We start from the raw sequence: 25005 nt of genomic DNA, 5'->3' as shown, positions 1-25005 counted from the left end.
AAACTCGATAGTTCAACTTTTAAACAAACCCTTTTAGTTTTTACGCCATATAATAAAATAAACGGGAGGTAAAATTTGAAAGAGTTTGACAATGCGCAATTAGAGAGCGCAATTAGAGAGGATATGAGAGGGGAGCTTGAAGCGATTAATCAGTATGATTTGCATTATCGCTCTACTGACAATCCTGCGGCAAGGGCAATATGGAAAAGCATAAGAGACGAAGAAAAAGTTCACTTTGCCGAATTACTGACTTTGCTTACATATATCAGTCCTAAGGAATGTAAATTTTTAAATGAAGGCGAGCGAGAAGCAAAAGAAATAATCAAGCAGACTACGCAGGGCGAATACGATTAAACATTACAAATAATGTAAAAATTGTCCGTTTTTACGGGCAATTTTTTTGTGTTAAAGATAAATATAGTTTTATCACATATTTTTTTAAAAAAGAGATATCAATGTCATTTTTAATCACTATAATATTGCTAAAATACGCATTTTGTTAGTAAAAATGTTTGTCGAATTGTGATTTTTAATAGCAAATCTTAACAATGGTAATTATATTATTGTATTATTGACAAAATTTTTATATAAACATATTGCAATTTTCATCTAATTTTGCTATACTTGACTCAATTATTGTTAAAGGAGAGAGTATGGAAACTAATATTTCATTTATATTAACGCTACTATTTTTAATTATGTTTGCCGTAATTGCTCTTCTATCCTTTATGCTTAAAGCGTTATGGAATATTTCACGCTTGTTTCACATACGCAATTTTACGCTAATTAGCACGTATATTGTTTCTCAATGCGCAAAACTCTATTTTTTCAATCATACAAATATGATTATTGACAGCGCTCAATTTCTTGCATTTTACAATTTTCTAGTTACTGCGCTTACAATAGGGCTTGATAAACTTATATTATTTATAAATATAGTGTTAACGGGAGCTCTATTCTTTATTACTGTAAAATTTTGTTTTAATATTATATATATCGTTTCATATAAGTTGAATATTTATTTTGGTAATAAATTTGCAACGTTTAAATTTTTTACAAAAGCTAGTACTAAGAACAATTTTTCAAGAAAAATTTTCTTAATTAACAGTTCTCTTACAATTTAGACCGCTTAGTTTACAGATATTTTTTATTTAGCAATAAGCATTAAAACTTTAATATTTTTTACAAATATTGAGTTTGATGTTTTGAAACTCATCTACTTTGGCAAACAATTAAATAAGGGATTGAAGTATGGCATATTTACTTACGAGTTTTTTTGGTTGTAGTTTAGCTACTGTATTAATAGTATTGCTTAAATACAAACCTAACAGAATTCAATGGATACTACGTGGCGTAAGCATAGCTTTGGCCGTCGTGTATTTTTTTAGAATATTCGCTTATGGCGAACCGTTTGATAATGTTGAAGCGTTAAAAGGAATGTTTGGCGTTGTCGGCAACCTTTTCTATGTCTTTTTGAGAGTACTTACTTCGATAAGCATACTTTCGTGTTTGCTTGTCACTTTTTTTGACATCAAACCTCTTAAAAACATAGTTTCCTTTGTCACGCCCCTTGTAGCCCTTTTCAATATTATATTCTTTTCGGCAAATATGCAGGCTATCGCAGGCGAATTTAGCTATACAAATTATCTTACCTATGAGTTTATATTAGAAACAGCTTTAATTTTTGGGCTTAGCGTTTACTATTTGTATCAAAAAATTATTAGCAAAGATTTTGCATCTTTTGGTAGACAATTAGGTTATATGTCGGCTCTTATCGCTTTATTTACGATTATGGTCGCTCCTATGTCAACCCTATTTAATTTACTAGGTCCTGCGGGGTACGTTCTTAAAAGTTTTGATTTTGAGCATAGATTAGTTTTGTACTTCGCTTTTCTCGCACCGTTAACGCTCTATATGTTATTTAGAAAAAAAGACTATCAAACAAGAAATTTCTTAGTAGTAAGTTTAGCGGTTAGCAATTTTATGCTATATTTTTCTACTTATGACTTTGCGTTTAGCGTTGAGCGTTTGCCCCTTCACATGTGCAATCTTGCCGTAATACTTATGCTTATAGCTATGTTATTTAAGGTAAAAAAATTGTTTTACTTTAACTATCTAGTCAATGTTTTAGGAGCTTTGTGCGCTCTTGCTATGCCTAGCGTAACTACCGACGCATTTTCCTTAGGCGCTATGCACTTTTGGTACGAACATCTCTATGTCTTTATGTTGCCATTAATGGGCGTTGCTTTGCATATTTTTCCCAGACCGACTTTTAAAATGGTTAGGGGAGCTATACTTGTATTTACCGCCTATTTTTTAGGTATGTGCATTATCAACCCTTGGTTTAGCAACTATGGATCGGTAGACTATTTCTTTTTAAATAGCGAATTTTTAGCTGAAAAATTTACCTTTTTAATATCGATTAAAAGGTTGTTTACTTATACATTTGAGTTTTGGGGACTAAGTTTTACAGTTTTTCCGCTATACTGGCTAATTATTTATGTCGGCTACATCGTTTTAATGTTTGTAACTTGGTTTGCCTACACTTCGCTATTTAGAGTTGCTGACTCTTGGTATGATTTGTATATACGTAAACGCAAAGCTAAGGCAGATTTGCTTGGAATAGCAAATGCAAGCAAAATAAATTTGAAAAACAGTCAACCGCTAAACGAGGAAGGTAAAAATATGATAAAGATTAGTCATTTTACTAAAATATATTCTAATAATAATTTTAAGTCCGTAGACGATTTTAGCCTAGAAATAAACGACGGCGAAGTTTTTGGCTTTTTAGGTCATAACGGAGCGGGCAAGTCTACGTTGATTAAGAGTTTGGTTGGCATTCAAACAATAACATCGGGCGCTATTGAGATTTGCGGTTATGATATACAAAAACAACCTCTTCCGGCAAAAATGTTAATTGGCTACGTGCCTGATAATCACGCAGTATACGAAAGGTTAACGGGTAGAGAATACATTAATTATGTCGCCGACTTGTATCAAGTTAGCCGAGAAGATAGACAAGCCCGACTAACTAAATATCTTGATTTGTTTAAGTTAACAAACGATATAGACCGACAGATTAAGGGTTATTCTCACGGAATGAAACAAAAAGTTACCGTAATTGCCGCCCTTATACACAACCCTAAGGTTTGGATACTTGACGAACCTTTAACCGGTCTTGACCCGACTAGCGCTTGGCAAATAAAAGAATGTATGCGTCAGCACGCAGACGAAGGCAATATAGTATTCTTTTCAAGTCACGTTATTGAAGTAGTTGAGAAGATTTGCAACCGTATCGCCATAATCAAAAAAGGCAAATTACAATGCGTTCATTCAATCGCCGACCTTAAACAACAAAATGTTTCGCTAGAAGATATGTACCTACAATATGTCGAAGGCGCAGAAGAAATGAAAAAGCCTGCGGAGGATATTAATGTTTAGAAGATTAAAAATTCTAACACTGATGCAGTTAGGCGATAGGCTCGACGTATCTTTGATATCTAACAAAAAGAAGTTTTGGCTTAAAATGTTGTTTAAGCTAATTATCTTTATGCTTATTACTGCGGTAATATATCTTGTGCTATTTCTAGTGCAAAACTTTATTCATGTGCCTGTTTCGGAGAGTTTAATGCTTTTTACCATAATTTTTACCCAAGTTCTAAGCATTATCACTTGTATGACCGGTTTAATGAACACGCTGTATCTAAGTAAAGATAACGCCTTGCTATTAAGTTATCCTGCAAAGCATAACGAAGTATTTATAAGTAAAATAGCCGTATATTATATACTAGATTTATTAAAGAATTTAATGTCTATACTGCCGTTTTTACTTGCCTTTGGCATATTTAACGCAAAGGGACTAAGCCTAATATATTTCTTCAATATGTTTGTTGTAGTAGGTATTCTTCCGCTAATAAATTGTTTAATCGGCGCCTTGTTGAGCTTGCCCGCAGTATATATCGGCAACTTTTTAAAGTCTCAGCCGGTAGTTGTCGGTTTAATTTTAATAGGCATATTTTCCCTAGTCTTTTACGGCATAATTACCTTTGTAAATTCTCTGCCCCCAGATTTGAGAATTCTTGCTTACTATTCAGCCGTATTGAAGAAGATAAATAACTTTTTAATTGTGTTTAATACCTTTGGCTTGTTTTACTGCAATATCGCTTTCTTTTTAGTTGGAAAAGATATTTTTATCAATCTACTGATAGTTTTAGCTGTAATTGCAGTTTTAGCCGGTTTAGTTTTCCTTGTAACAATGCCTACGTATTTTAGATTGGCAAGCGCAACAGCTGAGATAAGTAGCAAGTCTAAACGACATACTTCTTCTAAGCCTAGTAAAACAGTATTTAGCACTTTCTTTAAAAAAGAGCTTAAAATGACCGTTCGTAACTCTAATCTTATGATTGGAAACTTTGTCTATTTATTGCTTATGCCATTTTTACTATTTTTGGTAAACAAAATATTCTCGCTTATTAGCGCTAGCGAATTTGGCAATTTGCTTATTCTTGTAGTTAACGTTTGCCTAGGTCTTACTATGATTTTAGCAAGCAATACCGCAAGCGCAACAGCGTTAAGCGTAGAAGGCGGAGAATTCTATTTACTTAAAACTGTCCCTAGTCAAACTTCGGTTATTGCTTGGGCAAAAGTTTTAGTCAATATGATTTTTTCTACCGTTGCGATAGGCGTAACTTGTGTAACCTTAGCTTTTGTTGTTACATTTGACAAAAATTATATTTGGCTAATATTTGCTTTGTTTATGTTTATCAATATCGGGCATATTCTTTGGTCGTTTGAAATGGACTTACTCAATCCAAAAATTAAAGAATATATTGCAACCGGTACAATAATTGACAACTCTAACGCTACAAAAAGTGTTTGGATAGGGCTTGCTCTTGCGTTTTTAACGGCAGGACTACTTACCTTTTTTGGCTTAAAAGACGGCAATATGGGTTACTACAAAGTTCTTGCTTTGGCAATAGTATTTTTCCTTGCCAGAATTTATCTTTTTGTCAATCGACTTAAAGCGTATTTCAACGAAGTGGAGATGTAAATATGAATAGAAAATTAATTATAGTAATAGTTCTTGTAGTATTTTGTTTATCCATTATCGTTGTATCGGTGTTTGGTATAATGGCTGACTATTTTCCCGAAAATGTTACCGCTACGGACATATATTTTACGGACATAAACGGTAAAAAATTAGAGCTTAACGAAGAAGACAAGCTCGTAATTGAAGTTGAGTTAGACGCAAGTAGCACGTATTTGCTTTATTGGATTGTTTCCCCAGAAAATGTTACTTCACACGATGTAAATATCATCATTCCATCATCTTACAATGATATAGTTTCAGTATCCCAAGCAGGAGAGGGTATGGCGATAGTAACATTTCTCAAAGGCAAAGTCCCCGAAGGCGGTGTTCCCATCACAATTAAATGCGCCGACGGTTCGGAAAAATCTGCGACAATTATGCTAGCTCCAAAGACGCCGGGCGGTGGCACGATAGACCCATTTGCCTAAATAATATCAATATAATTAAAAATTCACCAATTGTAAATACTTTTGGTTTTTATAACAATAATAATTAATAGGAGAATAATATGAAAAGAAAATCATATCTTGCGCTATTGTTAGTAATAGTAATGTTATCTACGTTAGTTCTAAGCGCTTGTAACGATAAAGCTTATATTAAGTTTGATACAAACGGTGGAAGTAGCATAGACGATATCGAGATTACCAAAGATTTCCAAATGCCTGCTAACCCCACAAAAGCAGACAAAAAGTTTGCAGGTTGGTTTACGGATACCGGCTTGACACAACCTTTTTTGGATAAAAATGTTAACAACATAACTAAAACAACAACCATTCACGCTAAGTGGCTAAGCAAATACACTATCGAATTTGAAACAAACGGCGGTAGTATAGTTGATTCGCTTACGACTTTTGAGAGCGAAACCATTATTCAACCGGCAGACCCTACCAAGGTTGGCTATATTTTTCAAGGTTGGTTTAGCGACATTACACTTGAAAAGCCTTATGTTTTCACCACGATGCCAAATGCCGATACAACGCTCTACGCAAAGTGGGCAGTCGAAATTTATGACGCAAACTTTGATACGGACGGCGGAACGGTAATAGAAAAAACAACCGTTGGTTACGACTCGCTTTTAATTAGACCCGCCGACCCTACAAAAGATGGTTATACTTTTGATGGTTGGTATAAAGACAACAAATTTACTACCTTATGGAACTTTGCAACAGATAAAGCAACCGGCGACGTTACTCTTTACGCAAAATGGAGCGTATTTGTTAACGCCGAAGTTACAAATATTCAATATTGCGAAGGAAGTCTATTTTGGGATAAATCTGCTTCGGCAACTTCTTATCAAATAATAGTAGACGGCGGAGAACCTCGTACTGTCGCCATTAATATTTTTCCTTTACCTAACTTTGCTTTGGGCGAAAAACATACCATAGAAATTATAGCAAAAGGCAACGGAAAAGATAGTAAACCCGTAACGTTTACTTTTACGGTACAAGAGTCAACCTACGCTCCAATTAGTTCGGGCGAATTAATCGGTCAAAAAGTAGTTGAAACTAGCACTTTTATATTGTTTAAAGGAATGCAGTATACTTTTGGCACGGGCGCAAAAATTGAAATTTTAGCTCAAACAGCGCAAGATAGCATTGATTTAATTGAAGATAATGAAAAGTTAGTTGCAAGTAAAGTAGGTTACGCTATTATTAGACTTACAAAAGGCGAAAAAGTCGCAATTTGGAAAGTAAGAATTGTCGACTATTCTACCACTTTCACACAAGGCGCTAATTATTCAAATTATCAAGATACCGTTGATAATCTAGTTAAGGAAAGTACCAAATTAGGTTTCTTAGATACGATAGCCGTACCATATACTATTGGTTCTGCTAACTTATTTGTTCCTGACTTTAACGTTGCAGTCGGTTTATTTAACGCTTTCCCCGTAACTTATACAATTAAGGTTGACGGCGTAAGCAAATCAATGAGCGAATACGCTACGCTTACAAACAATTCTATTCAATTTAACGCCTTAGCTGTTGGAAAGAATATTGAACTTACAATCAAGCCAACTTACCAAACAAATATGACTCCGCTTATTATGACTTTTGTAGTCAACGACGGTCATAACGTTTATACCCAAGAAGGTATGAAGACTTGCTTCCTTGACCTTGAAATTCACACTGTAAACTTACTTCGTTCGCTATTGCTAACAACCCCTCACACAAGCGAGAACTTTTTGGATAAGGAAAGCGAATGTAATTGCATAGGTAGAACTTATTTTGACAACAAAGAGAATTTCTATATTGTTGAAGAAAAAAATGGAAATTACTATACAAAGGTTTACAATCAAGCTACAAAAGACGGCGTAGTCACATACGACGATGCAGTTGTTACTCGTTCTATCGATGGAACCACCATTACTTTTACAAGAACCGATGACGGCGTAGAAGAAACAGTCACCGCAAATCTTCTTATAGATATTAAAACAAACAAACCCTTAGGACACGCAAGACCTAACGACGGTAACTCTATGGGTAGTCAAAAAGAGCAAAATTGCAACCCCTTTGTAAGATTTAGCGATAACAAAGACAATACCATAACTGTAAACGGCAATTACTTTACGGTAGACGGCAAGGGACTTGCTCGTTTAGGCGTATGCGAAAAAGGTATTGGCGGTAACGCTTCGCACGGTATATTTACTGAATTTGTTGGCGATGTTAAGACAAACAAACTTGCAAATAGTTATCAAGCAATTTTCCAAAATGCGGTTGTTATGGCTGACGGCACTTATCCTGCCAAACTTACCGGCATTACTCGTTCGCCGGCACCGGGCGACTGGAATAAAATGGTCTTTAATAATTTAAAGATTATCGGCAACAACAAACGCCCCGACGGCACAGATGCCTGGGGCAAACCCGTAAATGAGCATTACTACGAAACTAGCGGTTTTATTTGCATTAAAGGCTATGGCGACATTGACGTTAATAACTGTATATTAACCGAAGGTTCTAGCGGTGTTTGTTATCACGGCGGTGGAGAACCCGTGCTAAATTCTAGCGGTATTGTAAAGAACACTCGAATTTATAACACAAACGCTTTTGCCATAAGCACTTGGGGCTGTTATGATACAACGGTCGAAAACTGTCACTTATCAAGAGCTGGCGGTCCGCTTATCAATCTACAAGACTATTTTGGAACGCAATACGACAAGGTTGTTGACGGTAAAGTCTTTTCTTGCGACCCTCGTTATACTTTTAAAGGCGACAATACCTTTGATAACTGGGTATCAGGCACAGAACTTTGGTTTGTAGCAAGTGGATTTAGCGCTGCCGCTCAAACCCTTAAAGGACCATTAAACGATAATGTTAAATTGTTTACCGCAAACTCTATGCAAGCGATAAAAACTTCGGCAAACGCCGAAATGGTTAACTTTATTATATGTGGCGTGGGGGAAGCAGGTAACGCAGCCTCAGGTATTAACCCTTGTTGGGACATTAAATTTATTAGCGCCGACGGTAAAGTAACCTACAATATTACTAGACCATATTACTATCAAGTTGATAGCGATAACACAACTCCCGATTACAATTATAACGACCCTCGTAAACAAGGTGGAATGTTTATGGCGCCTGTAAACGAATATTCGCAAGTTACAGCATTTGCAAGTGCAGTGGCTACGGCAACTAACGAGGTTAGAACAGCTCTCGGCAAGGCGCAACAAGGTTTGACCTTAACGCCCAAAGAACAATTTATTGTTGGAGTTTATCAACAACAACAAAATAACGCTGAAAAAACAGTCGCTTATATCACTATGTATAACACTATGATGACACAGTCATTTTTAGGCTCGGCTACAAGCGATTTGCTCGAATTTAGAGGTTCTGCCGGTCCAATGCAGTTAATGGGCGTAATCGAATATATTCCAGCTCAAAAGCCATAGAATATTTAAATTTACTAAACTTTAAAAGAAATTTAATTTTTATTAAAGTAAAAACTATAAAATTTATCTCGGTCAAAATTGACCGAGATATTTTTTAAAAATTAAAATTTATTAAATATCTAATAGACTATGACGAAAATTTTTCTAACAAAAATCTTAAATATGTTATATAATCAAACTTGTTTTTCCTAGCGTAAGGGAGGCAAATTGAAAATACTTTTAAATAATAATTTATAATTAAAATAATCAAAACAATATAATAAAATTACTTTATCTATAACCTTTGCATAAATTAGTATCATTACTTGCTCGTTTGAGGGCGTAAAGGGCATCTAGACGGGGCGAATAGCGCAACATCGACTAAACGGTAAGCCTATTGTTTTTTAAGATTGTACCAAAGCACAATGGCTATTTGAACAGGAGCGCCTAGTATAAAAATTGGCCATAAGTTGTAGGCTATAAATTGAATATAGAAACATACAAGTAGCGACCAAATATGGATAGAAACGTAAATTACGCCATATTTTCTTCTTCCCCAAATGCCGTTAAAAATTATAAGTAGAGTCGCAGACGCCGGAATTGCCCACAAGAACACTTGCCAGAATACATAGTTTCCTATTATTTTACAATACACGAAGAAAATAGTAGCCAGTATCCATACAAGCGAAACGGCAAGCAAAGCAATAATAATTTTATTATTTTTCTTATTTTTAAGCACAAATGCAGACTTTTCTTTTACAGTGCCACGATGCGTTAAATAGTCGACAGTGACATTATACATATTTGCAATTTCACTAAGCACCTCAATCGGGGGACAGGCGTCGCCGTGCTCCCATTTTGACACTGCTTTATCCGTATAATTTAGTCGTTCGGCAAGTTCGGATTGGGTCATTTTATTTTGCTTACGCAAATCTATTAAGTTTTCAGCAATTATTATTTTTAAATCTTCCATAACAACTATTATAGCTAAAATAGAGTTTTTGGCAACTAATTTGAGGTATTTTAAGCAAATTCTCTTATTAGTAGATATAAAAACACAGGTCGAATATTATTAGAGTTGAGTATAATAATAGTTTTTCAAGAGTATCTCAATTTTAAAAGAATTTTCGTGCAAATATCACAAAAATGTATTAATGTAACAACAATACTATTTAGGAGATTATATTATGATTATCAAAACTAACAAAATACCTATCTTTTTTGCCGTTGATGATAACTATGTTCCATATTTGACAGTTGCTCTACGCTCTTTAATAGATAATGCAAACCAAGAAAATAAGTATAGCGTGTATATTCTAAATAATGGCTTGAACACAACCAACAAAGATATCATTTATTCTTATCAATGTGATAATTTTGAGATAGAATTTGTAAACGTATGCGAAAGGCTTGCTAGCTGTTGCGACGCTTTGGACACTCGTGACTATTACACAAAGACAACATATTTTAGATTTTTTATACAAACATTGTTCCCTCAATACGACAAGGCATTGTATCTTGACGCCGACATAGTTGTTTTAGGCGACATTTCTAAACTTTATAATGTTGAAATAGGCGACAACTTTTTAGGCGCAATTCCCGAACAAATCGTTGCAAGCGTAAAAGAATATAGAGATTATTCCAAAATAGTCTTAGGGCTTGACTATCGCAAATATTTTAACGCCGGTATTTTAGTAATGAATTTAAAAAAGTTTAGAGAATATGACATTGAGCAATGCTTTATACAAATGATAAAAACTTACAAATTTGAAACGATTGCCCAAGACCAAGATTATCTTAATTTTATTGCAAAAGATAAAGTTACATATATTCCATTGAGTTGGAATAAAGAATGTGTTCAAGACGGCTACAAGGGCGAATTAAATTTAATACACTATGCGTTATTTAAAAAACCGTGGACGTATTATGGCATTAAATATGACAAATATTTTTGGCAATATGCCGTAAAAACTGTTTTTTATGATTTACTATTTCAAAAGAGAGAGAAATATACCAACGAACAACGCAGTAAAGACAAATTAGGTAGCGTTAATTTAAAACTAAGAGCAAAGCGTATTTGTAAACTTGAACATACTTTTTACAAAAAATTAGTAGTAAAAAATTATCAAGAGCCTAAACTTGAAAGCAACGACGACTTAATCGGCGATATGGTTTTTGCTTAAAGGCATTAAATTATGAGTGACAATCAACAAAACGATAAATATCTTGAAAGATTAGCCATAGTCAACAAGATAAAAGAATATGAGAGGCTAGGCGGAGATTATTTCTTTATTGACGTAGAGGCTGACCCGCCTACAAAAACTTTGCTTCCCGAAGACGTTGACTATTTAAAGGTTAAATTTTCTACAAAAATTAAGACTGCAATAGCAGTCTTTTTAGGCAACCGCTTTAACAAAACTTTTAAAAAGAAATTTAACGTTAAAGTTGAAGGCGCAGAAAATTTCAAAAAAGTTGACGGCGGTGCAATTATAACAAGCAATCATTTCAGTCAGTTTGAAAATATTTGTGTCTATAACGCTGTTTTAGAGTCAAAAGTAAACAAACGTCTTAATTTTGTTATAAGAGAAGGCAATTATAATATGCCGGGTTCAGTCGGCTATATGTTAAAATATTACTACACTTTGCCTTTGAGTAGCAATATCCATACAATGCGCAATTTTAATTCCGCTTTTACGGAATTACTTAATCGGGGGCAATATATTTTAGTTTATCCCGAACAATCTATGTGGTGGAATTATCGCAAGCCTAAGCCATTTAAGCGTGGAGCTTTTTTGTATGCCGTTAAGAATAATGTTCCGGTTATTCCTTGTTTTACTACCCTTACAACCGTAGACGGAGTAGACGAGTTTGGTTTTCCTAATCAAAATTACACTATTCACGTAATGCCACCGATTTATCCAAATTCTAAGCTTACCGAAAGGGAAAACGTTGAAGATATGTTAGAACAAAACTTCTCTTTGGTTAAGGCAAAATATGAAGAAGTGTATAAAATTCCACTTGCTTATGATGGCGGAAACTTTATTGTTTAAAATTTTGAGATATTTAAATTTTATTCTTGTAATAATGTAAGCCTTGGGGTATAATATTTTATATATTTTTTTTAAATACCGTAAAGTTTAATTAAGAACTAATCTTGATACATTTACAAAACAACAAATATCGATGGTTTTGCCATCTAATACTATTACGCAAAGGTGAAAAATGTTTACTCCCTACATAGTTATAATTTCTACAAGTTTACTTACAATCTTTGGACTTAACTGGTTACTAGGTTCGTATTCGGTGTGGTATTGCCTAATACTAACTCTGCTTAACTTTGTATTAGTGGTAGGCGTAGATGGCTTGTTTGCCTTTTTAATACATTCTTTGCCGATGCGGTTTTTTTCGCCTTACAAAAAATTCTTTAAAACTAACTCCGCCGAACTTAAATTTTACGAATTTACTCGCATCAAAAGATGGAAAGACTATGTTATGGAACTTGACGGACTAGGCTCGTTTAAGAAAAATAAAATTGATACTACCGACCCCTCTTATTTGCTTAGATTTTTGCAAGAGAACTGTTGCGGAGAAATAATACATTACTTTTGTCTAATTTCCGGACTAGCAAATCTTATTTTTTTAAATTATAGCTTTTTGACTATTTCATTGCCGATAGTAATAATCAACGCAATACTAAATATTCCGCCAATATTTATACAGCGTTATAATCGACCCAAGCTTTTACGAATCTATGAAATTAAATCAAAAAGGTTTGAGAATATCTCAGTGGGGGAATGTAACAAGTAATTTAATTTAACAATAAGTTTATAAATTACCAATTAGACTAAAAAAATTTAGTCTAATTTTTTTTATAAAATTTACATTGTTTTTAATACATTGACTTTTAAAGTTTTTTATGGTATAATCAAAAAGAATGAGTATTTATCTTATTATAATTATCTTGTAATTGATAATCTTGTTAGATAAAATACTTGAATAATTGCTGATGCTTTTTGGAATAAATATTTAATCAAGACCATATAGATAAAATATTTAAATGTCTTTTGCTTGCCACAATACTTTTAATATATACGAAAGGACGCAACATAATGAAACTGTTTACGAAATTTAAAGATTATTTGTTTGGTAATGTTGATTCGAAATTTTATATAGAAAATAAGAATTTACTTGAAGAAACCAACTATTCTTTGCTAAAAAAAGCTTGTATTTTTTCTACCGGCATGTGCGCATTTTTATTTTTGCTTACATTTTTTAACGCATTAATCAGTAATCTTAAACTGTTTTATTTATTTTACGCATTGTTTTTCTTGGTGGAAACGTTATTAGTGTTGTTTGTAGTAAACAAACATAAAAAATTAACAAAATTATTCTTTTATATTTACGCAATCGCCATTTTATATCTTGCAGCTGACATAGGCACTATTAAGAGCCCCGATGTTTATGCGGTTACGTTTTATGTTTTTTTAATAATAATTCCTATGCTACATATTTGCAAGCCGATTTATGCAATTGCGCTATCTGCGTCCTCTTGCGCCTTTTTTTGTATTTTAACTTCTATTGTCAAACAACCTTACCCGCTAATATATTCTAACGATATTCTAAACGCTGTTTGCTGTTGTATTGTTGGAATAGGGCTAGACGTTACCATTATCAATTTACAGTTGACTAGTCTTCAAAATAAAGTTCAATTAGAAAAACTTTCCCTTATCGACGAGCTTACCGGACTATCTAATCGGCGTCATTACAATACGTTTGTAAATGATGTTTTTTCGCAAAAACCCGATAATGTGTCTATAATTATGTTGGACATAGATTCATTTAAGTCATATAACGACGTGTATGGTCATTTAAACGGTGATAATTGTTTGCAAAAGATTGGCAAAGTTTTGCGTGAGATTGCGACGGAGTGTTCTTTTTTCGTTTCTCGTATTGGAGGCGAAGAATTTGTTGCAGTTTGCGTAAATTTTGATAATGAAAATGTTGTAAAAATTTGTGATTTAATTATGGAAAAAGTTGACAAACTTAATGTTTCGCACAAATCTTCTTCCTTTGGCAAAGTTACTGTCAGTATTGGCTACGCAAACAGCAAAGGTCTTGCTATGAGTAGAGGCGAACTTGCAACCTGCGCCGATAAAGCGCTTTACTTTTCAAAATCTCGTGGTAAAAACTGCATATCTTCTTATGAAGACACACTAAATATTTAATATTTGTTACTTTTTATATACATAAGATAATTTAACATTTTACTTTTAGTATTTATTTAACAAAAAAGATATTCTTAAATAATTCTCTATCTAATTTAGATAGAGAATTTTTGTATTTAGGAAATTTAGCTCTAAAAGTGGTTTTTGTTTATTATCGAAAAATAAAACTTTAATAAATAGGGGAAGAAGCGATAAAACTTTTTGTAAATAGGGGGAAACGGTAAAAATTAATAAATAAAAAACCCTACACGGTCAAATATGTTTAGAAAAACTACGACTTAAACACATTATAACGATTGTAGAGCTAGTTAAGCCTAATCGGCTAAGTTTTGGTGCGGATAACAGGAGTTGAACCTGCACGAAAGTGAATCCACTAGATCCTAAGTCTAGCGCGTCTGCCAATTCCGCCATATCCGCAAAATAAAGGATGAATATCTTCATCCTCAGTTGGTGGTGCGCCTTCAGGGACTCGAACCCTGGACACCCTGATTAAGAGTCAGGTGCTCTACCAACTGAGCTAAAGGCGCCTATTTGGTGACCCATCCGCGACTCGAACGCGGGACACCATGATTAAAAGTCATGTGCTCTACCAACTGAGCTAATGGGTCAAAATTTTGGCAGGGGTGGCAGGATTTGGACCTACGCATGTCAGAGTCAAAGTCTGATGCCTTACCGCTTGGCTACACCCCTATAACGAGTAAGTATAAAAATTGTACTGGGGTGGGCAATGGGACTCGAACCCACGACATCCAGAGTCACAGTCTGGCACTCTAACCAACTGAGCTACGCCCACCATATTGGCGTGCCTGAAGGGATTCGAACCCCCGACAACCGGCTTAGAAGGCCGATGCTCTATCCAGCTGAGCTACAGGCACAAATCAACTTGGAGCGGGTGATGGGAATCGGACCCACAACTGCAGCTTGGAAGGCTGCCGTATTACCACTATACCACACCCGCACAAACACGCTTAAAAATTTTAGCACTTTGGCATAAGTTTGTCAACAAAATAATGCAATTATGCAGTTAAATTTTGTCACGAAGTATATTTTAAGCATAAGTCCTGCGAATATACATTTGTAAAGTTTGACGCCTCAAAACTAAACGGTATATTGGCAAGATACTTAACGGGCTTGATATTTGCTTTTCCCCTAAGTATCTTAATTATTATAGCATATACTTTATAAAATGACAAATAAATATTGACAAAAACTATTATAGATTATATAATATATAAGCAATAAAATATTATGTGAAATACTGCTTAGCGTTTTTCAAACTTTGATATTGACCTTATCTAATATATTGTTTATTCTTCTATTAGTATTAAGCTCAACTAACAGTTTGCTTTAATTTGTAAGATTATTTTTAGTATTATTTGTTTGCCATTTTTTAACATTTGTTAATTATAGCATAATTGCTAAATATTATTTTGATATAAATTTAATAAACTATGGGGATATAGCTCAGTTGGCGCGACGCGTTAAGACAAATTGCCCTTTGGCAATTTGTTAGCCAAAGCGGGGAGCAATTTGTAATTGCGACCCGGAAGTGCTTGCTCTACCAACGGCAAAGAAAAGATTGCTGGTAGTCAAGTAGCATATTATAAAAAAATTAAATAAACTATGGGGATATAGCTCAGTTGGTAGAGCGCTTGAATGGCATTCAAGAGGTCAGGGGTTCGACTCCCCTTATCTCCACCAAGATACACCGCACTATGTTGTGGTGTATTTGTATTTGTAGCAATATATTTTGCAAGAAAACTAATAGTAATGCAAACTTGGTGGCAATCTTTAACTACTTGGTAAATATTACCTATTTAAATTGTTGAAATAAAATTTAAAATTAACAATTTAATATAAATGTTGAAATAAATTTAAATTTAACAATTTAATGTAATTGTTTAAATAAAATTAAAATTAACAGTTTAATGTAGAAGTTGTGAAAAAGACAAAGATGTGGTAAACTTAAAATACGCAAGAGCTAGGGGAGAAAAAATGAAAAACGTAGCCATAGTAGGCGGTGGAGCAAGCGGACTATTTGTCGCTAATATGCTTAAAGCCGATTACAAAGTAACAATATTTGAAAAAAATGACCGTGTCGGCAAAAAACTTCTACAAACCGGCAATGGCAGATGTAATTTAAGTAATTTGCATAGTTGCAACGACTTAGATAAATTTTGTCTTAATTACAACAATTTTGAGTTTGCTAAGCAAATTTTTACTAATTTTAGCGTAGAAGACACAATAAAAGCTTTTGAAAAGTTGGGTTTGCTTTTGACATATCAAGACGACCTTATTTACCCTGCGACCTATCAAGCAAGCACCGTTCTTGATGTTTTGCGGTTAAATTTAAACAGCAACGTTAAAATTATATGTAATTGTGAAATCGTTAGCATTACAAAGAAGAACGCTAAGTTCTTTCTTACCGACAACGAAGGCAAAACATATTATCAAGATATAGTTATTCTTTGCGGTGGCGGTAACAGTAGCGTTACAAGTAACCCTTGTTACAAACTTGTTACGCAATTAGGGCATACTTTAACTGCGCTTTATCCTTCGCTTGCGCCAATTAAGTGCGTCGACGCCTTTTTAAAAGGGCTTAACGGAATAAAAGCAAATGTTAAGGCAAGTTTATATAATAGCGGTAGGCTAGTTCAAAGCGTAAACGGCGAAGTTATGTTTAAAGATTATGGCATAAGTGGTATTGCTATTTTTGAACTTTCTCGCTTTAAAATTGATAACAATAGCAAAATTGAACTTGACCTTTTTCCCGATATTGATATAGATACGATAATTACAAATAGATGCAAAACAAATTTAACGTGTGAAAATCTTTTTACAGGGCTACTCAATAACAAAATAGCCTTAAATTTGTTGTTTAAGTTAGGCTATGACGTCTCTACGCCACTTAGTCAAGTCGACGCTATAAGAATTTGCAATCTTGTAAAAAAGGTTTCTCTAACTCAACTTAGCGTTTTACCTTTTGACAAATCGCAAGTTACAAAAGGCGGAGTAGATTTATCGCAAGTTGACGCTCAAACAATGAGCTCAAACCTAGTCGAAGATTTATATTTTATCGGCGAGCTTCTTGATATTGACGGCAACTGTGGGGGATATAATCTTCAATTTGCGTGGAGTAGCGCCGGTATTTGCGCCAAATCTATAAATTCGCTTTTAAGCAATCGCTAAGTTTTGGGTATTTTTTTAAAATTTTTTTAAAAGTATATTAATTTTATTTTTATAACATTTTAGACTAACAATATTTAAAAACTAGAATATCTGTAATTATAAAATAAATAAAACAACTCAAAAATATTTTTGAGTTGTTTTTTAATAAATTACAAATTAGATGTTTTAGTTTAATTGTTTAAGCATAACTAAGGCTAACTTAAATTTTATAAAATATTGAGTAAATTTATTAAAGCTTTTGCACGATGACTAATTTTGTCTTTTTGAGCTATATTTGCGCTTGCAAAAGTAGCGTTTAACTCGTAACTATAAAAAATAGAGTCGTAGCCAAAGCCAAATTCGCCTATTTCTTCTGTGGTAATTTCGCCATAAGCCCTGCCGTTTGCAGTAATAATTTGTCCGTTTGCTTTAATTAAGACTAGATATGCTTCAAAATATGCTTTACGATTGGCAATACCGTTTAAACAGTTTAATAATTTATCTCTATTTTGTTTATCGGTAGCGTCAATACCGCTAAACCTTGCCGAATATATGCTAGGAGCGCCATTTAAAGCGTCTACGCATAGTCCGCTGTCGTCGGCTAGAATATCAATTTGTTTAATGCCTAGTAAATTCTTAATAAACGTAGCTTTAATTTTTGCATTTTCTTCAAAACTTTGTCCGGTTTCTTCTATATCGCAAACTATGCCGTATTCTTTAAGACCATAGATATTTTTGTATTTGTCGCTTAACATTGCTTTAAATTCGGCAATTTTACCTAAATTGTTGCTAGCGATAAGTAAATCCATATTAATTGACTAGGGTCTCGATAGATGGGTTAACCGCTGTTATAGCCGTGATAAAACCATCAAAGCTATTTGCGTAAATTGCAATTTCAATAATCGACGGCTCGCCGTTTTTTTCTTGTATATTTATAAATAATTTATTTGTTTTGCTATCGGTTACAATGCTAGCGATGCGATTGATGTAAAATCTTCCGCTTGTAAGGTCAAAGAAACCGAATTTTACTTTAATTTTTTCTTTATCTACTATATATTTTGTTGTAAGTAGAAATATGCTTGCGACAATGACAATTACGCTTATAACAATTTCAAGAATATCAAGCCACAAATTATTGTTATTAAAGGTAAACCAACCAAATATTTTACTAATTGCAAGAAAAATAACTGCTGTTTGCACGCACAATAAGATATAAATTACTATTTGAGCCAGTAACGGCGTTTTATATTTAAATTTCATAATCACCTCTTATATATATTAACATATTTTTTAATTAATTTCAATTGATTTTGTTATTTCTTGTGCTATAATATTTCAATGAAAAAAAGCGAATTAGTAGAATTATATAAAAAATCATTTGACGACTTGGACCAAGAAGTAGAGTTCTTTTTTGATAATTATTTTTTGCCTCGCAACACTGTAACGCATAAAATAAATCGAAAAATTGTTTCCGCCTTGCACCTTGTCACTAAAAAAATGTTTTTAAGGGGTAAGACTTTTAATTTTTCTTATGTTAGCGCAGCTGCGACCTTGCCTGACCTGCGTGGAAAACGTATTATGGAAAAGGTAATCTACAAAGCTTTAAACCTTCTTTACGCTCGTAGAACGCCCTTCGTAGTTCTGTCGCCATTTTCCTTTACATATTACACCAAATATGATTTTACCCGCATACAAGTCAATTCAAAGCCTCAAACGGCAGTTCAACAACAATTTTCAATTCTTAACGACTTGCGACCCTCGTTTTTGCTATCTTGTTACGAACAATATTGTAAAAATTTCGATGGCTACATAATTAGAGATTTAGCTCGTTATACGCAACTGCTTAGCGAGTGGAAAGTGTCTAATTTTACAATAAATTCTTACAAATTAGGGCTAACAAATTGCTATGTTTGTCTTGACCGCTTAGGGCATTTGCTTGATTATTCCGGCGATGTTTCTTCAATTTATCCTAGTTTAGCTAGCGGTTTAAATACTCCTGATAACTGGGACTTAATGGTAAGAATCGTCAACGTAAAATATTTGCTTAAACATATTAAATATGATAGTTGTGGCAGTTACAATTTTTATTTGACCGACAATTTTTTTCCTCTTAACAATGGTTATTACAAATTAATCGTAAGCAATTCTAATACTAAAATTTCTTTTTCGCATAAAGAAGATAAAAATACCACTTTTACAAATCTTACCGTCGAAGAACTCACAAAATGTGTTTTTGGAAATATTTCTTTAACGGAATTACTCAAAACACAAAAATTATTTGTTTTAGATAAATATTAAACATTAAAAACCTTACAAGTGTCATTTTTAACTTGTTAAAAATATTGATTATGTGGTAATATGTAACTATGAAAATTATTAGTGGAAAATTTAAGGGAAGAAACATAATTATTCCCAATAACCAAGCTCGTCCTACGCTTGACCGAGCCAAAGAAACTTTATTTAATATTCTTCAATTTGACTTAGAAGGCGTAAGAGTACTAGACCTTTTTGCAGGTTCGGGTTCGTTAGGCTTCGAAGCGTTAAGTAGGGGAGCAATTCAAACGGTATTTGTCGACCAAGATTCAATTAGTATTGAAGCTGTCAAGCAAAATGCTCAACGTTTTGTTTGCCTTGACGAAATATCGGTGATTAAAAGCGATTATCAAACCGCTCTTGCTATGCTTGACGGTAAATTTGACATAGTTTTTATCGACCCCCCTTATATGTGCGATTACTATGTTAATGCGCTTCAACTTCTTTGCAAATATAATTTGCTTTCTCCCCAAGCGATTATTGTATGCGAATCTTCGCTAAAAACAATTTTACCAACTTCGGTTGATATTTTGCATCAATATAGAATTAAAAAAGTCGGCACAATTAATTTTACTTTTTATAAATTAGGAGTTTAAAAATTATGAACGGTGTTTTTTGTGGTTCTTTTTGCCCGATTACGCTTGGTCACCTTGATATAATTGTTCGTTCTAGCAAGCTCTGTGACAAATTATTTGTTGCCGTACTCAACAACTGCAATAAAGAGTATTCAATAGCCTTAGAAGATAGATTTAACCTAGTTTGTAAAGCTACGGCAAACTTGCCAAACGTAGTTGTTGCAAAATTTGATGGTGCGTTAATTGACTTTTGTATTAAAAATAACGCTAATTTGATTATTAAAAGCGGTAGAAACGCCCAAGATATTCAATACGAAATGGATATGGCGGATATCAACAAGCAATTTAGCAATGTTGAAACAGTTTTCCTTGCTTGTGATAAGCAGTTTCAAGCAGTTTCAAGCAGTCTAGTTAGGGAGCTTGTTATTCTAGGCAAAGATATCTCGAAGTTTGTCCCGAATGGGTTAGAACAAAACATAGTAAAATTACTTACAAAATAATATTATATTAATCAGCTCACACGCCTTTTTAACTTGCGAGCAAGTAAACTATACCGAAAACTAAATAAATTAAGGATAAATAATGTTCACACTTCAATCAAAATTACCTTCGTTAAGGCAACTATATAAAGATTTACCTTTAAATTCGACTTTAAGAGCTAAAAAATTAGCAAATGATAAACTTTTGTTTGACGCTATTACTACAAAAAATCGTTTTGTAGTTGTTTGTGGTCCTTGCGCCGCCGACGATGCGCAAGCAGTTAAGGAATATTGCAATCTGTTGGCTGAATATTCGCATCAACTTAAAAATATTTTACTTGTGCCTAGAATAATCACCGCAAAACCTCGTTCCTTAGGTCAAGGCTATATTGGTATGTTTTTTGGTTCTTCTAGCGACAACGTCGACGTTGCTTATGGTATTTATTCTTCTCGCAAACTTTTGCTTGATTGCTTATCAATTACCGATTTGCCCTTAGCGGACGAGTTACTTTTTTTTGAACAATATAAATATTGCAAAGATTTAATATCTTATTATTTTTTAGGCGCACGCACAAGCGAATCAACCCTGCATCGTAATTTTGCCAGCGGACTAGATATACCCGTTGGCGTAAAGAACAATACTTCGGGCAATTTGACTGCGCTTGCTCAATCAATATTTTGTATTTCTAACCCAAAAACAGTAATTGATAATAACTTGACTTATTTGACTTCGGGCAATAAACTTGCCCACGCTTGTTTAAGGGGATACACTTTTAAAGACATAAATTATAATAACTGTAACGACCTAACGCTGGAAAAATTAAACGGTCTATATAAGCAATTAGATATAAAAAATAACTTTATTTTAATAGATTGCTCGCACGCAAACAGCGATAAGAGGGCGAGTAATCAATCGGCAAACGCCATTGACGCAGTTACAAATCACTTTGACCAAATAGGCGGAATTATGTTAGAGAGCTATTTAAACTGCGGTAGAGATAGCCAAAAATACGGATATTCTAAAATTGACGAATGTATTTCCATACAAGAAACAGGCAAGCTTTTAATAGAATTAGACTCGATTATCGAGGCAAAAAAGTTTAAAAAATAACTATAATCAACAGGCAAAATATACAAGCAAACGCCCCTTGTAGTAACTTAATTGCTAGCATTATCCCGCCGTTTAGACGGCATTTTTTATAGTAAGAATAGCTTTGAGCAAACACGCATAGCCCACCAAAACCTACGTAAAATGCGCATATACAGCTTGCTAGCAAGGGAGAAAACTGAGCTACTTTGCTACAACCTCTCGACATCTCGATTAGCCCGCAAAAAATGTTAAACATATTAATATTTATGTTGGGTATCAGTGTTGTTGTAATTTGATATATTAATTCTTGTAGCAAAGCAAAGACTGCGATATAGCTTCCAACCGAAAGAGTGGACATAATCGAGTCTGTCATTATATTTGTAGCGGTTACTTTTTTTAACTGTAAAGTTGGTAATTGTTGGCAAACAAAGGCTTTTTTAAGTACTATTCCACACATAGTATTTGATAAAATACAAGAAATGTAGACTATTATGCCTATTTCAAGGCTATTTAACATTACACAACCTACTGTGACAATAGTAAATATTGGCGAAGGCAACGAGCAAAAAGTTAACAATTTATAGCATAATGCGGTATCCGCTTGCCTAGTAGAATAGAGTTCGCTTACAAGTTTTGCGCCGAGCGGATAACCGCAAAGCAAGGACGGAAGAAATACGCTTAGGGCTATTTTGGGAGCGGAAAAAAGTTTTTTAAAAATTATTTCGCCTTTTAGCTTGTCGAATATTCCATAGTTAAGAGCTATTTTTGAAATAATCATAAAGGGTAGCAATACCGGAACAACGGCTTTAATCCAAATAGTCAGCCCATCTAAAAAGGTCAAAATATAGATGTTTGACTGAGTAATATATAGCCCGAAAATTATTAAAAAAAGCAATAAAAAAAGACTTACCATATATTTAAAGTTATGCGGTAAGTCGAGCAAAAATGATTTTTAAATTTACACTTTTTGCAGTCCCATAGTAAGGTCTTTGTTGCCTACTTCTTGCGCAAGCGAGGCGTAGATGTTTGAGGCTTTTAAGTCTAATTCGTACAAACAATTTTGTTCTTTTGAAATATCGGGTACAAGACTTATTTTACATTTTGCTAGGTAACTAAGCAGATTTAGTTTATCTTTATTAATTGCTAGCACCCTTGTATAAGGTCTAATTTTTTTAGCTCTTGTAAGCAAATTTTTAGTTTTGCCTAGTAGAATTGCTAAAAATATACGTTGCAATTTTGTTAAAGTATACCTTTTTGTTTTGATAGCTTCTACCATTAAAGAATAATTTCCCTTTGCGCAATTTGCTAAAATTCGGTTTTCAAGTCCTTCGGTAACGCCTTCTATTCTAGAAATACTTTTTAAGCTATCGGCGTTAAGAGTATTTAAATAGGCGTAAATTAGTTGTTCGTAGTCGCTTCGTATTTGTTTTTTGTAATCTTCATAAACATAGTCGGGAATAAATTTGCCGATTGTATCTAATTGATTTGTTTCAAATAGATGTCGTATAGCCGTTGCGCTAGGATAATTAAATCTAAGATTATTTTCGTTATAGTTGTCTTCTCTTTCGATTGTAATCGGCGTCATTTTACTATTTTGCATCTTTATTTGTCTAATAAATTCTATGGCTAAGATATTATTGGGTTTGTTTAATATATTCGGTTTCGCAAAGTGTTGACTTGCCGAATTAGATATTGCAACAGGGTAGCTCATACCTTTGCTTAGAAAATGTTTGACGGTTAGGTTAAATTCTTCGGTTGGGTGATTAAGCATCTCGGCGTATTCGGTCAATAAATTGATATCTCCGCATTCGCTTCCAAAAGAAAGAATATCAGCGCCTATTGCGTTAAGAATTTTTATACCGCCATAAGCAAAATGTTCGGCAGAAGAGGTTGCAAATATAGTTGGAAGTTCTAGCACTATATCAGCTCCGGAATATATAGCGTGCTTTGCCCTGACATATTTGTCCATACAAGCTATTTCGCCCCGCTGGGTAAAGTTTCCGCTCATAACGCATACGACAACGTCGCCTTGTCGTTTGGTAAAATCAAGGTGATATAAGTGTCCGCTATGTAGAGGATTGTATTCGCAAATAATTCCGCAAATTTTCAAAATATTGTCCTTTGTCTTTTGACTTTTAGCTTTTTTTATAGTATAGTTTCATTATACATTAAAAAATACATATTTGCAATTCTTTTGCAACGGAGGTTTTAAGTGTCCCAATTAATTGAAAGCTACAAAGAGTTGGTAAGGGCATACCAAAAAACTATTGTTCTCCCCGAAGGCGAGGACAAACGTGTAATTAAGGCTGCCGAGATGATTGTTGAAGATGGCTTTTGTAAAGTCATTTTACTTGGCGATGCCGATGTGATTAGAGCTAAAAGTTCTAAACTTGCAAATGTTCAAATAATCAATCCAAAAACAAGCGACAAACTCGACGGTTACGCAGACTATCTTTTTGAGCTTAGAAAAGCAAAAGGTCTTACACGTGAGCAAGCCTACGAGCTTGTCAAAGACGTTATGTATTACGGCGTAATGATGGTTAAATTAGGCGACGCTGACGGTATGGTAGGCGGAGCTTGCCACTCAACCGGCGATTTGCTTAGACCGGCTCTACAAATTATCAAGACAGCTCCTAACATCAAGGCGGTTTCGGGGTTTTTCGTTATGTATAACCCCAACGTAGAAAAATTTGGCAAACTTTTATTTGCAGATTGCGCAGTTACCCCTTTCCCCAAAGAAGAAGAACTTGCAGATTTTGCAATTTGCGCAAACGCTTCGGCTAAAAAATTCGTAACAGACACTCCTAAGATTGCAATGTTATCATTTTCAACTAGGGGAAGCGCTAAAAACGACGACGTAACTAAGGTCGCTAACGCAACCGCTATTGTAAGAGAACGAGCTCCCGAAATAGAAATAGAAGGCGAAATTCAATTTGACGCAGCTATCGTCGAAGAAGTTGGTCAATTAAAGTGTCCGGGCAGTAAGGTCGCAGGTCACGCAAACGTCTTTATTTTCCCTGACCTAAACGCAGGCAACATCGGTTACAAAATACTTCAACGCTTAGGCGGATATCAAGCCTATGGTCCTATTTGCCAAGGTATGGCAAAGCCTTGCAACGATTTATCTCGTGGTTGCATAGCCGAAGATATTGTAGGCGTTGTCGCAATGACAGCTTTACAATCAATTTAAAGGGGAAGTTA

At 34.1% G+C, this 25005-nt stretch carries 21 protein-coding genes and 8 tRNA genes; 17 read left to right on the top strand and 12 right to left on the bottom strand.

Annotation, left to right across the window (positions count from 1 at the left end; translation table 11 throughout):
• Positions 1 to 75 precede the first annotated feature (75 nt).
• From RR062_01480 to RR062_01455, 6 genes are all read left to right on the top strand, one after another.
• Positions 76 to 354, top strand: coding sequence for a ubiquinone biosynthesis protein COQ7 (locus RR062_01480; protein ID MEG2026386.1), 279 nt, complete (start codon positions 76 to 78; stop codon positions 352 to 354).
• A gap of 299 nt (positions 355 to 653) precedes the next feature.
• The gene (locus RR062_01475; protein ID MEG2026385.1) at positions 654 to 1124 is read left to right on the top strand and encodes a hypothetical protein; all 471 of its coding nucleotides are present in this window, start codon (positions 654 to 656) and stop codon (positions 1122 to 1124) included.
• Between the two features lie 127 nt (positions 1125 to 1251).
• The gene (locus RR062_01470) at positions 1252 to 3441 is read left to right on the top strand and encodes a YwaF family protein (protein ID MEG2026384.1); all 2190 of its coding nucleotides are present in this window, start codon (positions 1252 to 1254) and stop codon (positions 3439 to 3441) included.
• Complete coding sequence (locus RR062_01465) at positions 3434 to 5050, top strand: hypothetical protein (GenBank protein MEG2026383.1); 1617 nt, start codon at positions 3434 to 3436, stop codon at positions 5048 to 5050. Before RR062_01470 ends, RR062_01465 begins: the two co-directional genes overlap by 8 nt.
• 2 nt (positions 5051 to 5052) lie before the next feature.
• On the top strand, positions 5053 to 5517 hold the full coding sequence (locus RR062_01460) for a hypothetical protein (GenBank protein ID MEG2026382.1): 465 nt from the start codon (positions 5053 to 5055) through the stop codon (positions 5515 to 5517).
• Positions 5518 to 5597: 80 nt separating this feature from the next.
• Positions 5598 to 8975, top strand: coding sequence for an InlB B-repeat-containing protein (locus RR062_01455; protein ID MEG2026381.1), 3378 nt, complete (start codon positions 5598 to 5600; stop codon positions 8973 to 8975).
• Positions 8976 to 9348: 373 nt separating this feature from the next.
• On the opposite strand, the gene RR062_01450 is transcribed toward RR062_01455, so the two are convergent.
• Positions 9349 to 9927 (bottom strand): helix-turn-helix transcriptional regulator, encoded by a 579-nt coding sequence (locus tag RR062_01450; GenBank protein MEG2026380.1) that lies wholly within the window; start codon positions 9925 to 9927, stop codon positions 9349 to 9351.
• 214 nt (positions 9928 to 10141) lie between these two features.
• Here RR062_01450 and RR062_01445 point away from each other — a divergent pair, with 214 nt between their 5' ends.
• The 4 genes from RR062_01445 (at position 10142) to RR062_01430 (ending at position 14179) form a co-directional block, all read left to right on the top strand.
• Positions 10142 to 11137, top strand: coding sequence for a glycosyltransferase family 8 protein (locus RR062_01445; protein ID MEG2026379.1), 996 nt, complete (start codon positions 10142 to 10144; stop codon positions 11135 to 11137).
• 12 nt (positions 11138 to 11149) lie between these two features.
• Entirely contained in the window at positions 11150 to 12004 is an 855-nt protein-coding gene (locus RR062_01440; protein MEG2026378.1) for a lysophospholipid acyltransferase family protein, read from the top strand.
• A gap of 172 nt (positions 12005 to 12176) precedes the next feature.
• Complete coding sequence (locus RR062_01435; GenBank protein ID MEG2026377.1) at positions 12177 to 12761, top strand: hypothetical protein; 585 nt, start codon at positions 12177 to 12179, stop codon at positions 12759 to 12761.
• A gap of 302 nt (positions 12762 to 13063) precedes the next feature.
• Positions 13064 to 14179, top strand: a complete 1116-nt coding sequence (locus RR062_01430) for a GGDEF domain-containing protein (protein ID MEG2026376.1) — start codon at positions 13064 to 13066, stop codon at positions 14177 to 14179.
• A gap of 330 nt (positions 14180 to 14509) precedes the next feature.
• Here RR062_01430 and RR062_01425 read toward each other — a convergent pair.
• From RR062_01425 to RR062_01395, 7 genes are all read right to left on the bottom strand, one after another.
• Positions 14510 to 14596 (bottom strand) — tRNA-Leu (locus tag RR062_01425).
• Between the two features lie 34 nt (positions 14597 to 14630).
• Positions 14631 to 14706, bottom strand: a tRNA-Lys gene (locus RR062_01420).
• 5 nt (positions 14707 to 14711) lie between these two features.
• Positions 14712 to 14787: transfer RNA gene (locus RR062_01415), tRNA-Lys, on the bottom strand.
• 7 nt (positions 14788 to 14794) lie between these two features.
• A tRNA-Gln gene (locus tag RR062_01410) sits at positions 14795 to 14869 on the bottom strand.
• Positions 14870 to 14895: 26 nt separating this feature from the next.
• Positions 14896 to 14972, bottom strand: a tRNA-His gene (locus tag RR062_01405).
• 5 nt (positions 14973 to 14977) lie between these two features.
• Positions 14978 to 15054: transfer RNA gene (locus RR062_01400), tRNA-Arg, on the bottom strand.
• 9 nt (positions 15055 to 15063) lie between these two features.
• Positions 15064 to 15137, bottom strand: a tRNA-Gly gene (locus RR062_01395).
• Between the two features lie 667 nt (positions 15138 to 15804).
• Between RR062_01395 and RR062_01390 the strand changes: the two genes are divergently transcribed.
• Both RR062_01390 and RR062_01385 read left to right on the top strand, forming a co-directional pair.
• Positions 15805 to 15880, top strand: a tRNA-Ala gene (locus tag RR062_01390).
• Between the two features lie 294 nt (positions 15881 to 16174).
• A complete protein-coding gene (locus RR062_01385) occupies positions 16175 to 17368 on the top strand; it encodes an aminoacetone oxidase family FAD-binding enzyme (protein ID MEG2026375.1) in 1194 nt (397 codons plus the stop codon).
• Positions 17369 to 17574: 206 nt separating this feature from the next.
• Here RR062_01385 and rdgB read toward each other — a convergent pair whose 3' ends face one another.
• Together rdgB and RR062_01375 are read right to left on the bottom strand one after the other, a co-directional pair.
• Positions 17575 to 18156, bottom strand: a complete 582-nt coding sequence (gene rdgB / locus RR062_01380; GenBank protein MEG2026374.1) for an RdgB/HAM1 family non-canonical purine NTP pyrophosphatase — start codon at positions 18154 to 18156, stop codon at positions 17575 to 17577.
• Between the two features lies 1 nt (position 18157).
• On the bottom strand, positions 18158 to 18607 hold the full coding sequence (locus tag RR062_01375) for a hypothetical protein (protein MEG2026373.1): 450 nt from the start codon (positions 18605 to 18607) through the stop codon (positions 18158 to 18160).
• Positions 18608 to 18685: 78 nt separating this feature from the next.
• Between RR062_01375 and RR062_01370 the strand changes: the two genes are divergently transcribed.
• The 4 genes from RR062_01370 to RR062_01355 all read left to right on the top strand — a co-directional run bounded on the left by RR062_01370 (position 18686) and on the right by RR062_01355 (position 21825).
• Positions 18686 to 19645: a GNAT family N-acetyltransferase gene (locus tag RR062_01370; GenBank protein ID MEG2026372.1), complete on the top strand. Its 960-nt coding sequence runs from the start codon at positions 18686 to 18688 to the stop codon at positions 19643 to 19645.
• Positions 19646 to 19713: 68 nt separating this feature from the next.
• Positions 19714 to 20256: a 16S rRNA (guanine(966)-N(2))-methyltransferase RsmD gene (rsmD, locus tag RR062_01365; GenBank protein MEG2026371.1), complete on the top strand. Its 543-nt coding sequence runs from the start codon at positions 19714 to 19716 to the stop codon at positions 20254 to 20256.
• A gap of 5 nt (positions 20257 to 20261) precedes the next feature.
• Positions 20262 to 20735, top strand: a complete 474-nt coding sequence (gene coaD / locus RR062_01360) for a pantetheine-phosphate adenylyltransferase (GenBank protein ID MEG2026370.1) — start codon at positions 20262 to 20264, stop codon at positions 20733 to 20735.
• Positions 20736 to 20817: 82 nt separating this feature from the next.
• Positions 20818 to 21825, top strand: a complete 1008-nt coding sequence (locus RR062_01355) for a hypothetical protein (GenBank protein ID MEG2026369.1) — start codon at positions 20818 to 20820, stop codon at positions 21823 to 21825.
• On the opposite strand, the gene RR062_01350 is transcribed toward RR062_01355, so the two are convergent.
• Positions 21815 to 22645, bottom strand: a complete 831-nt coding sequence (locus RR062_01350) for a hypothetical protein (GenBank protein ID MEG2026368.1) — start codon at positions 22643 to 22645, stop codon at positions 21815 to 21817. The two genes, RR062_01355 and RR062_01350, sit on opposite strands and share 11 nt — an antisense overlap.
• A gap of 117 nt (positions 22646 to 22762) precedes the next feature.
• Positions 22763 to 23914 carry a nucleotidyltransferase family protein gene (locus tag RR062_01345; GenBank protein MEG2026367.1) on the bottom strand — a complete coding sequence of 384 codons (1152 nt, stop codon included), beginning with the start codon at positions 23912 to 23914 and terminating at the stop codon, positions 22763 to 22765.
• Positions 23915 to 24016: 102 nt separating this feature from the next.
• Here RR062_01345 and pta point away from each other — a divergent pair, with 102 nt between their 5' ends.
• Positions 24017 to 24994 carry a phosphate acetyltransferase gene (pta, locus tag RR062_01340; protein MEG2026366.1) on the top strand — a complete coding sequence of 326 codons (978 nt, stop codon included), beginning with the start codon at positions 24017 to 24019 and terminating at the stop codon, positions 24992 to 24994.
• Positions 24995 to 25005 lie beyond the last annotated feature (11 nt).

The organism is Clostridia bacterium (assembly GCA_036654455.1).
Taxonomy (GTDB): Bacteria; Bacillota; Clostridia; order Christensenellales; family CAG-314; genus JAVVRZ01.
This window is presented reverse-complemented; position numbering and strand designations above follow the sequence as displayed.

Excerpts from the sequence above, each read along its gene's own strand:
- RR062_01445 (MEG2026379.1), top strand. The coding sequence starts at position 10,142 with ATGATTATCAAAACTAACAAAATACCTATCTTTTTTGCCGTTGATGAT.
- RR062_01450 (MEG2026380.1), bottom strand. The coding sequence starts at position 9,927 with ATGGAAGATTTAAAAATAATAATTGCTGAAAACTTAATAGATTTGCGT.
- RR062_01455 (MEG2026381.1), top strand. The coding sequence starts at position 5,598 with ATGAAAAGAAAATCATATCTTGCGCTATTGTTAGTAATAGTAATGTTA.
- rsmD (MEG2026371.1), top strand. The coding sequence starts at position 19,714 with ATGAAAATTATTAGTGGAAAATTTAAGGGAAGAAACATAATTATTCCC.
- RR062_01465 (MEG2026383.1), top strand. The coding sequence starts at position 3,434 with ATGTTTAGAAGATTAAAAATTCTAACACTGATGCAGTTAGGCGATAGG.
- RR062_01430 (MEG2026376.1), top strand. The coding sequence starts at position 13,064 with ATGAAACTGTTTACGAAATTTAAAGATTATTTGTTTGGTAATGTTGAT.
- RR062_01355 (MEG2026369.1), top strand. The coding sequence starts at position 20,818 with ATGTTCACACTTCAATCAAAATTACCTTCGTTAAGGCAACTATATAAA.
- RR062_01370 (MEG2026372.1), top strand. The coding sequence starts at position 18,686 with ATGAAAAAAAGCGAATTAGTAGAATTATATAAAAAATCATTTGACGAC.
- RR062_01375 (MEG2026373.1), bottom strand. The coding sequence starts at position 18,607 with ATGAAATTTAAATATAAAACGCCGTTACTGGCTCAAATAGTAATTTAT.
- coaD (MEG2026370.1), top strand. The coding sequence starts at position 20,262 with ATGAACGGTGTTTTTTGTGGTTCTTTTTGCCCGATTACGCTTGGTCAC.
- rdgB (MEG2026374.1), bottom strand. The coding sequence starts at position 18,156 with ATGGATTTACTTATCGCTAGCAACAATTTAGGTAAAATTGCCGAATTT.
- RR062_01470 (MEG2026384.1), top strand. The coding sequence starts at position 1,252 with ATGGCATATTTACTTACGAGTTTTTTTGGTTGTAGTTTAGCTACTGTA.
- RR062_01385 (MEG2026375.1), top strand. The coding sequence starts at position 16,175 with ATGAAAAACGTAGCCATAGTAGGCGGTGGAGCAAGCGGACTATTTGTC.
- RR062_01475 (MEG2026385.1), top strand. The coding sequence starts at position 654 with ATGGAAACTAATATTTCATTTATATTAACGCTACTATTTTTAATTATG.
- RR062_01440 (MEG2026378.1), top strand. The coding sequence starts at position 11,150 with ATGAGTGACAATCAACAAAACGATAAATATCTTGAAAGATTAGCCATA.
- RR062_01435 (MEG2026377.1), top strand. The coding sequence starts at position 12,177 with ATGTTTACTCCCTACATAGTTATAATTTCTACAAGTTTACTTACAATC.
- RR062_01460 (MEG2026382.1), top strand. The coding sequence starts at position 5,053 with ATGAATAGAAAATTAATTATAGTAATAGTTCTTGTAGTATTTTGTTTA.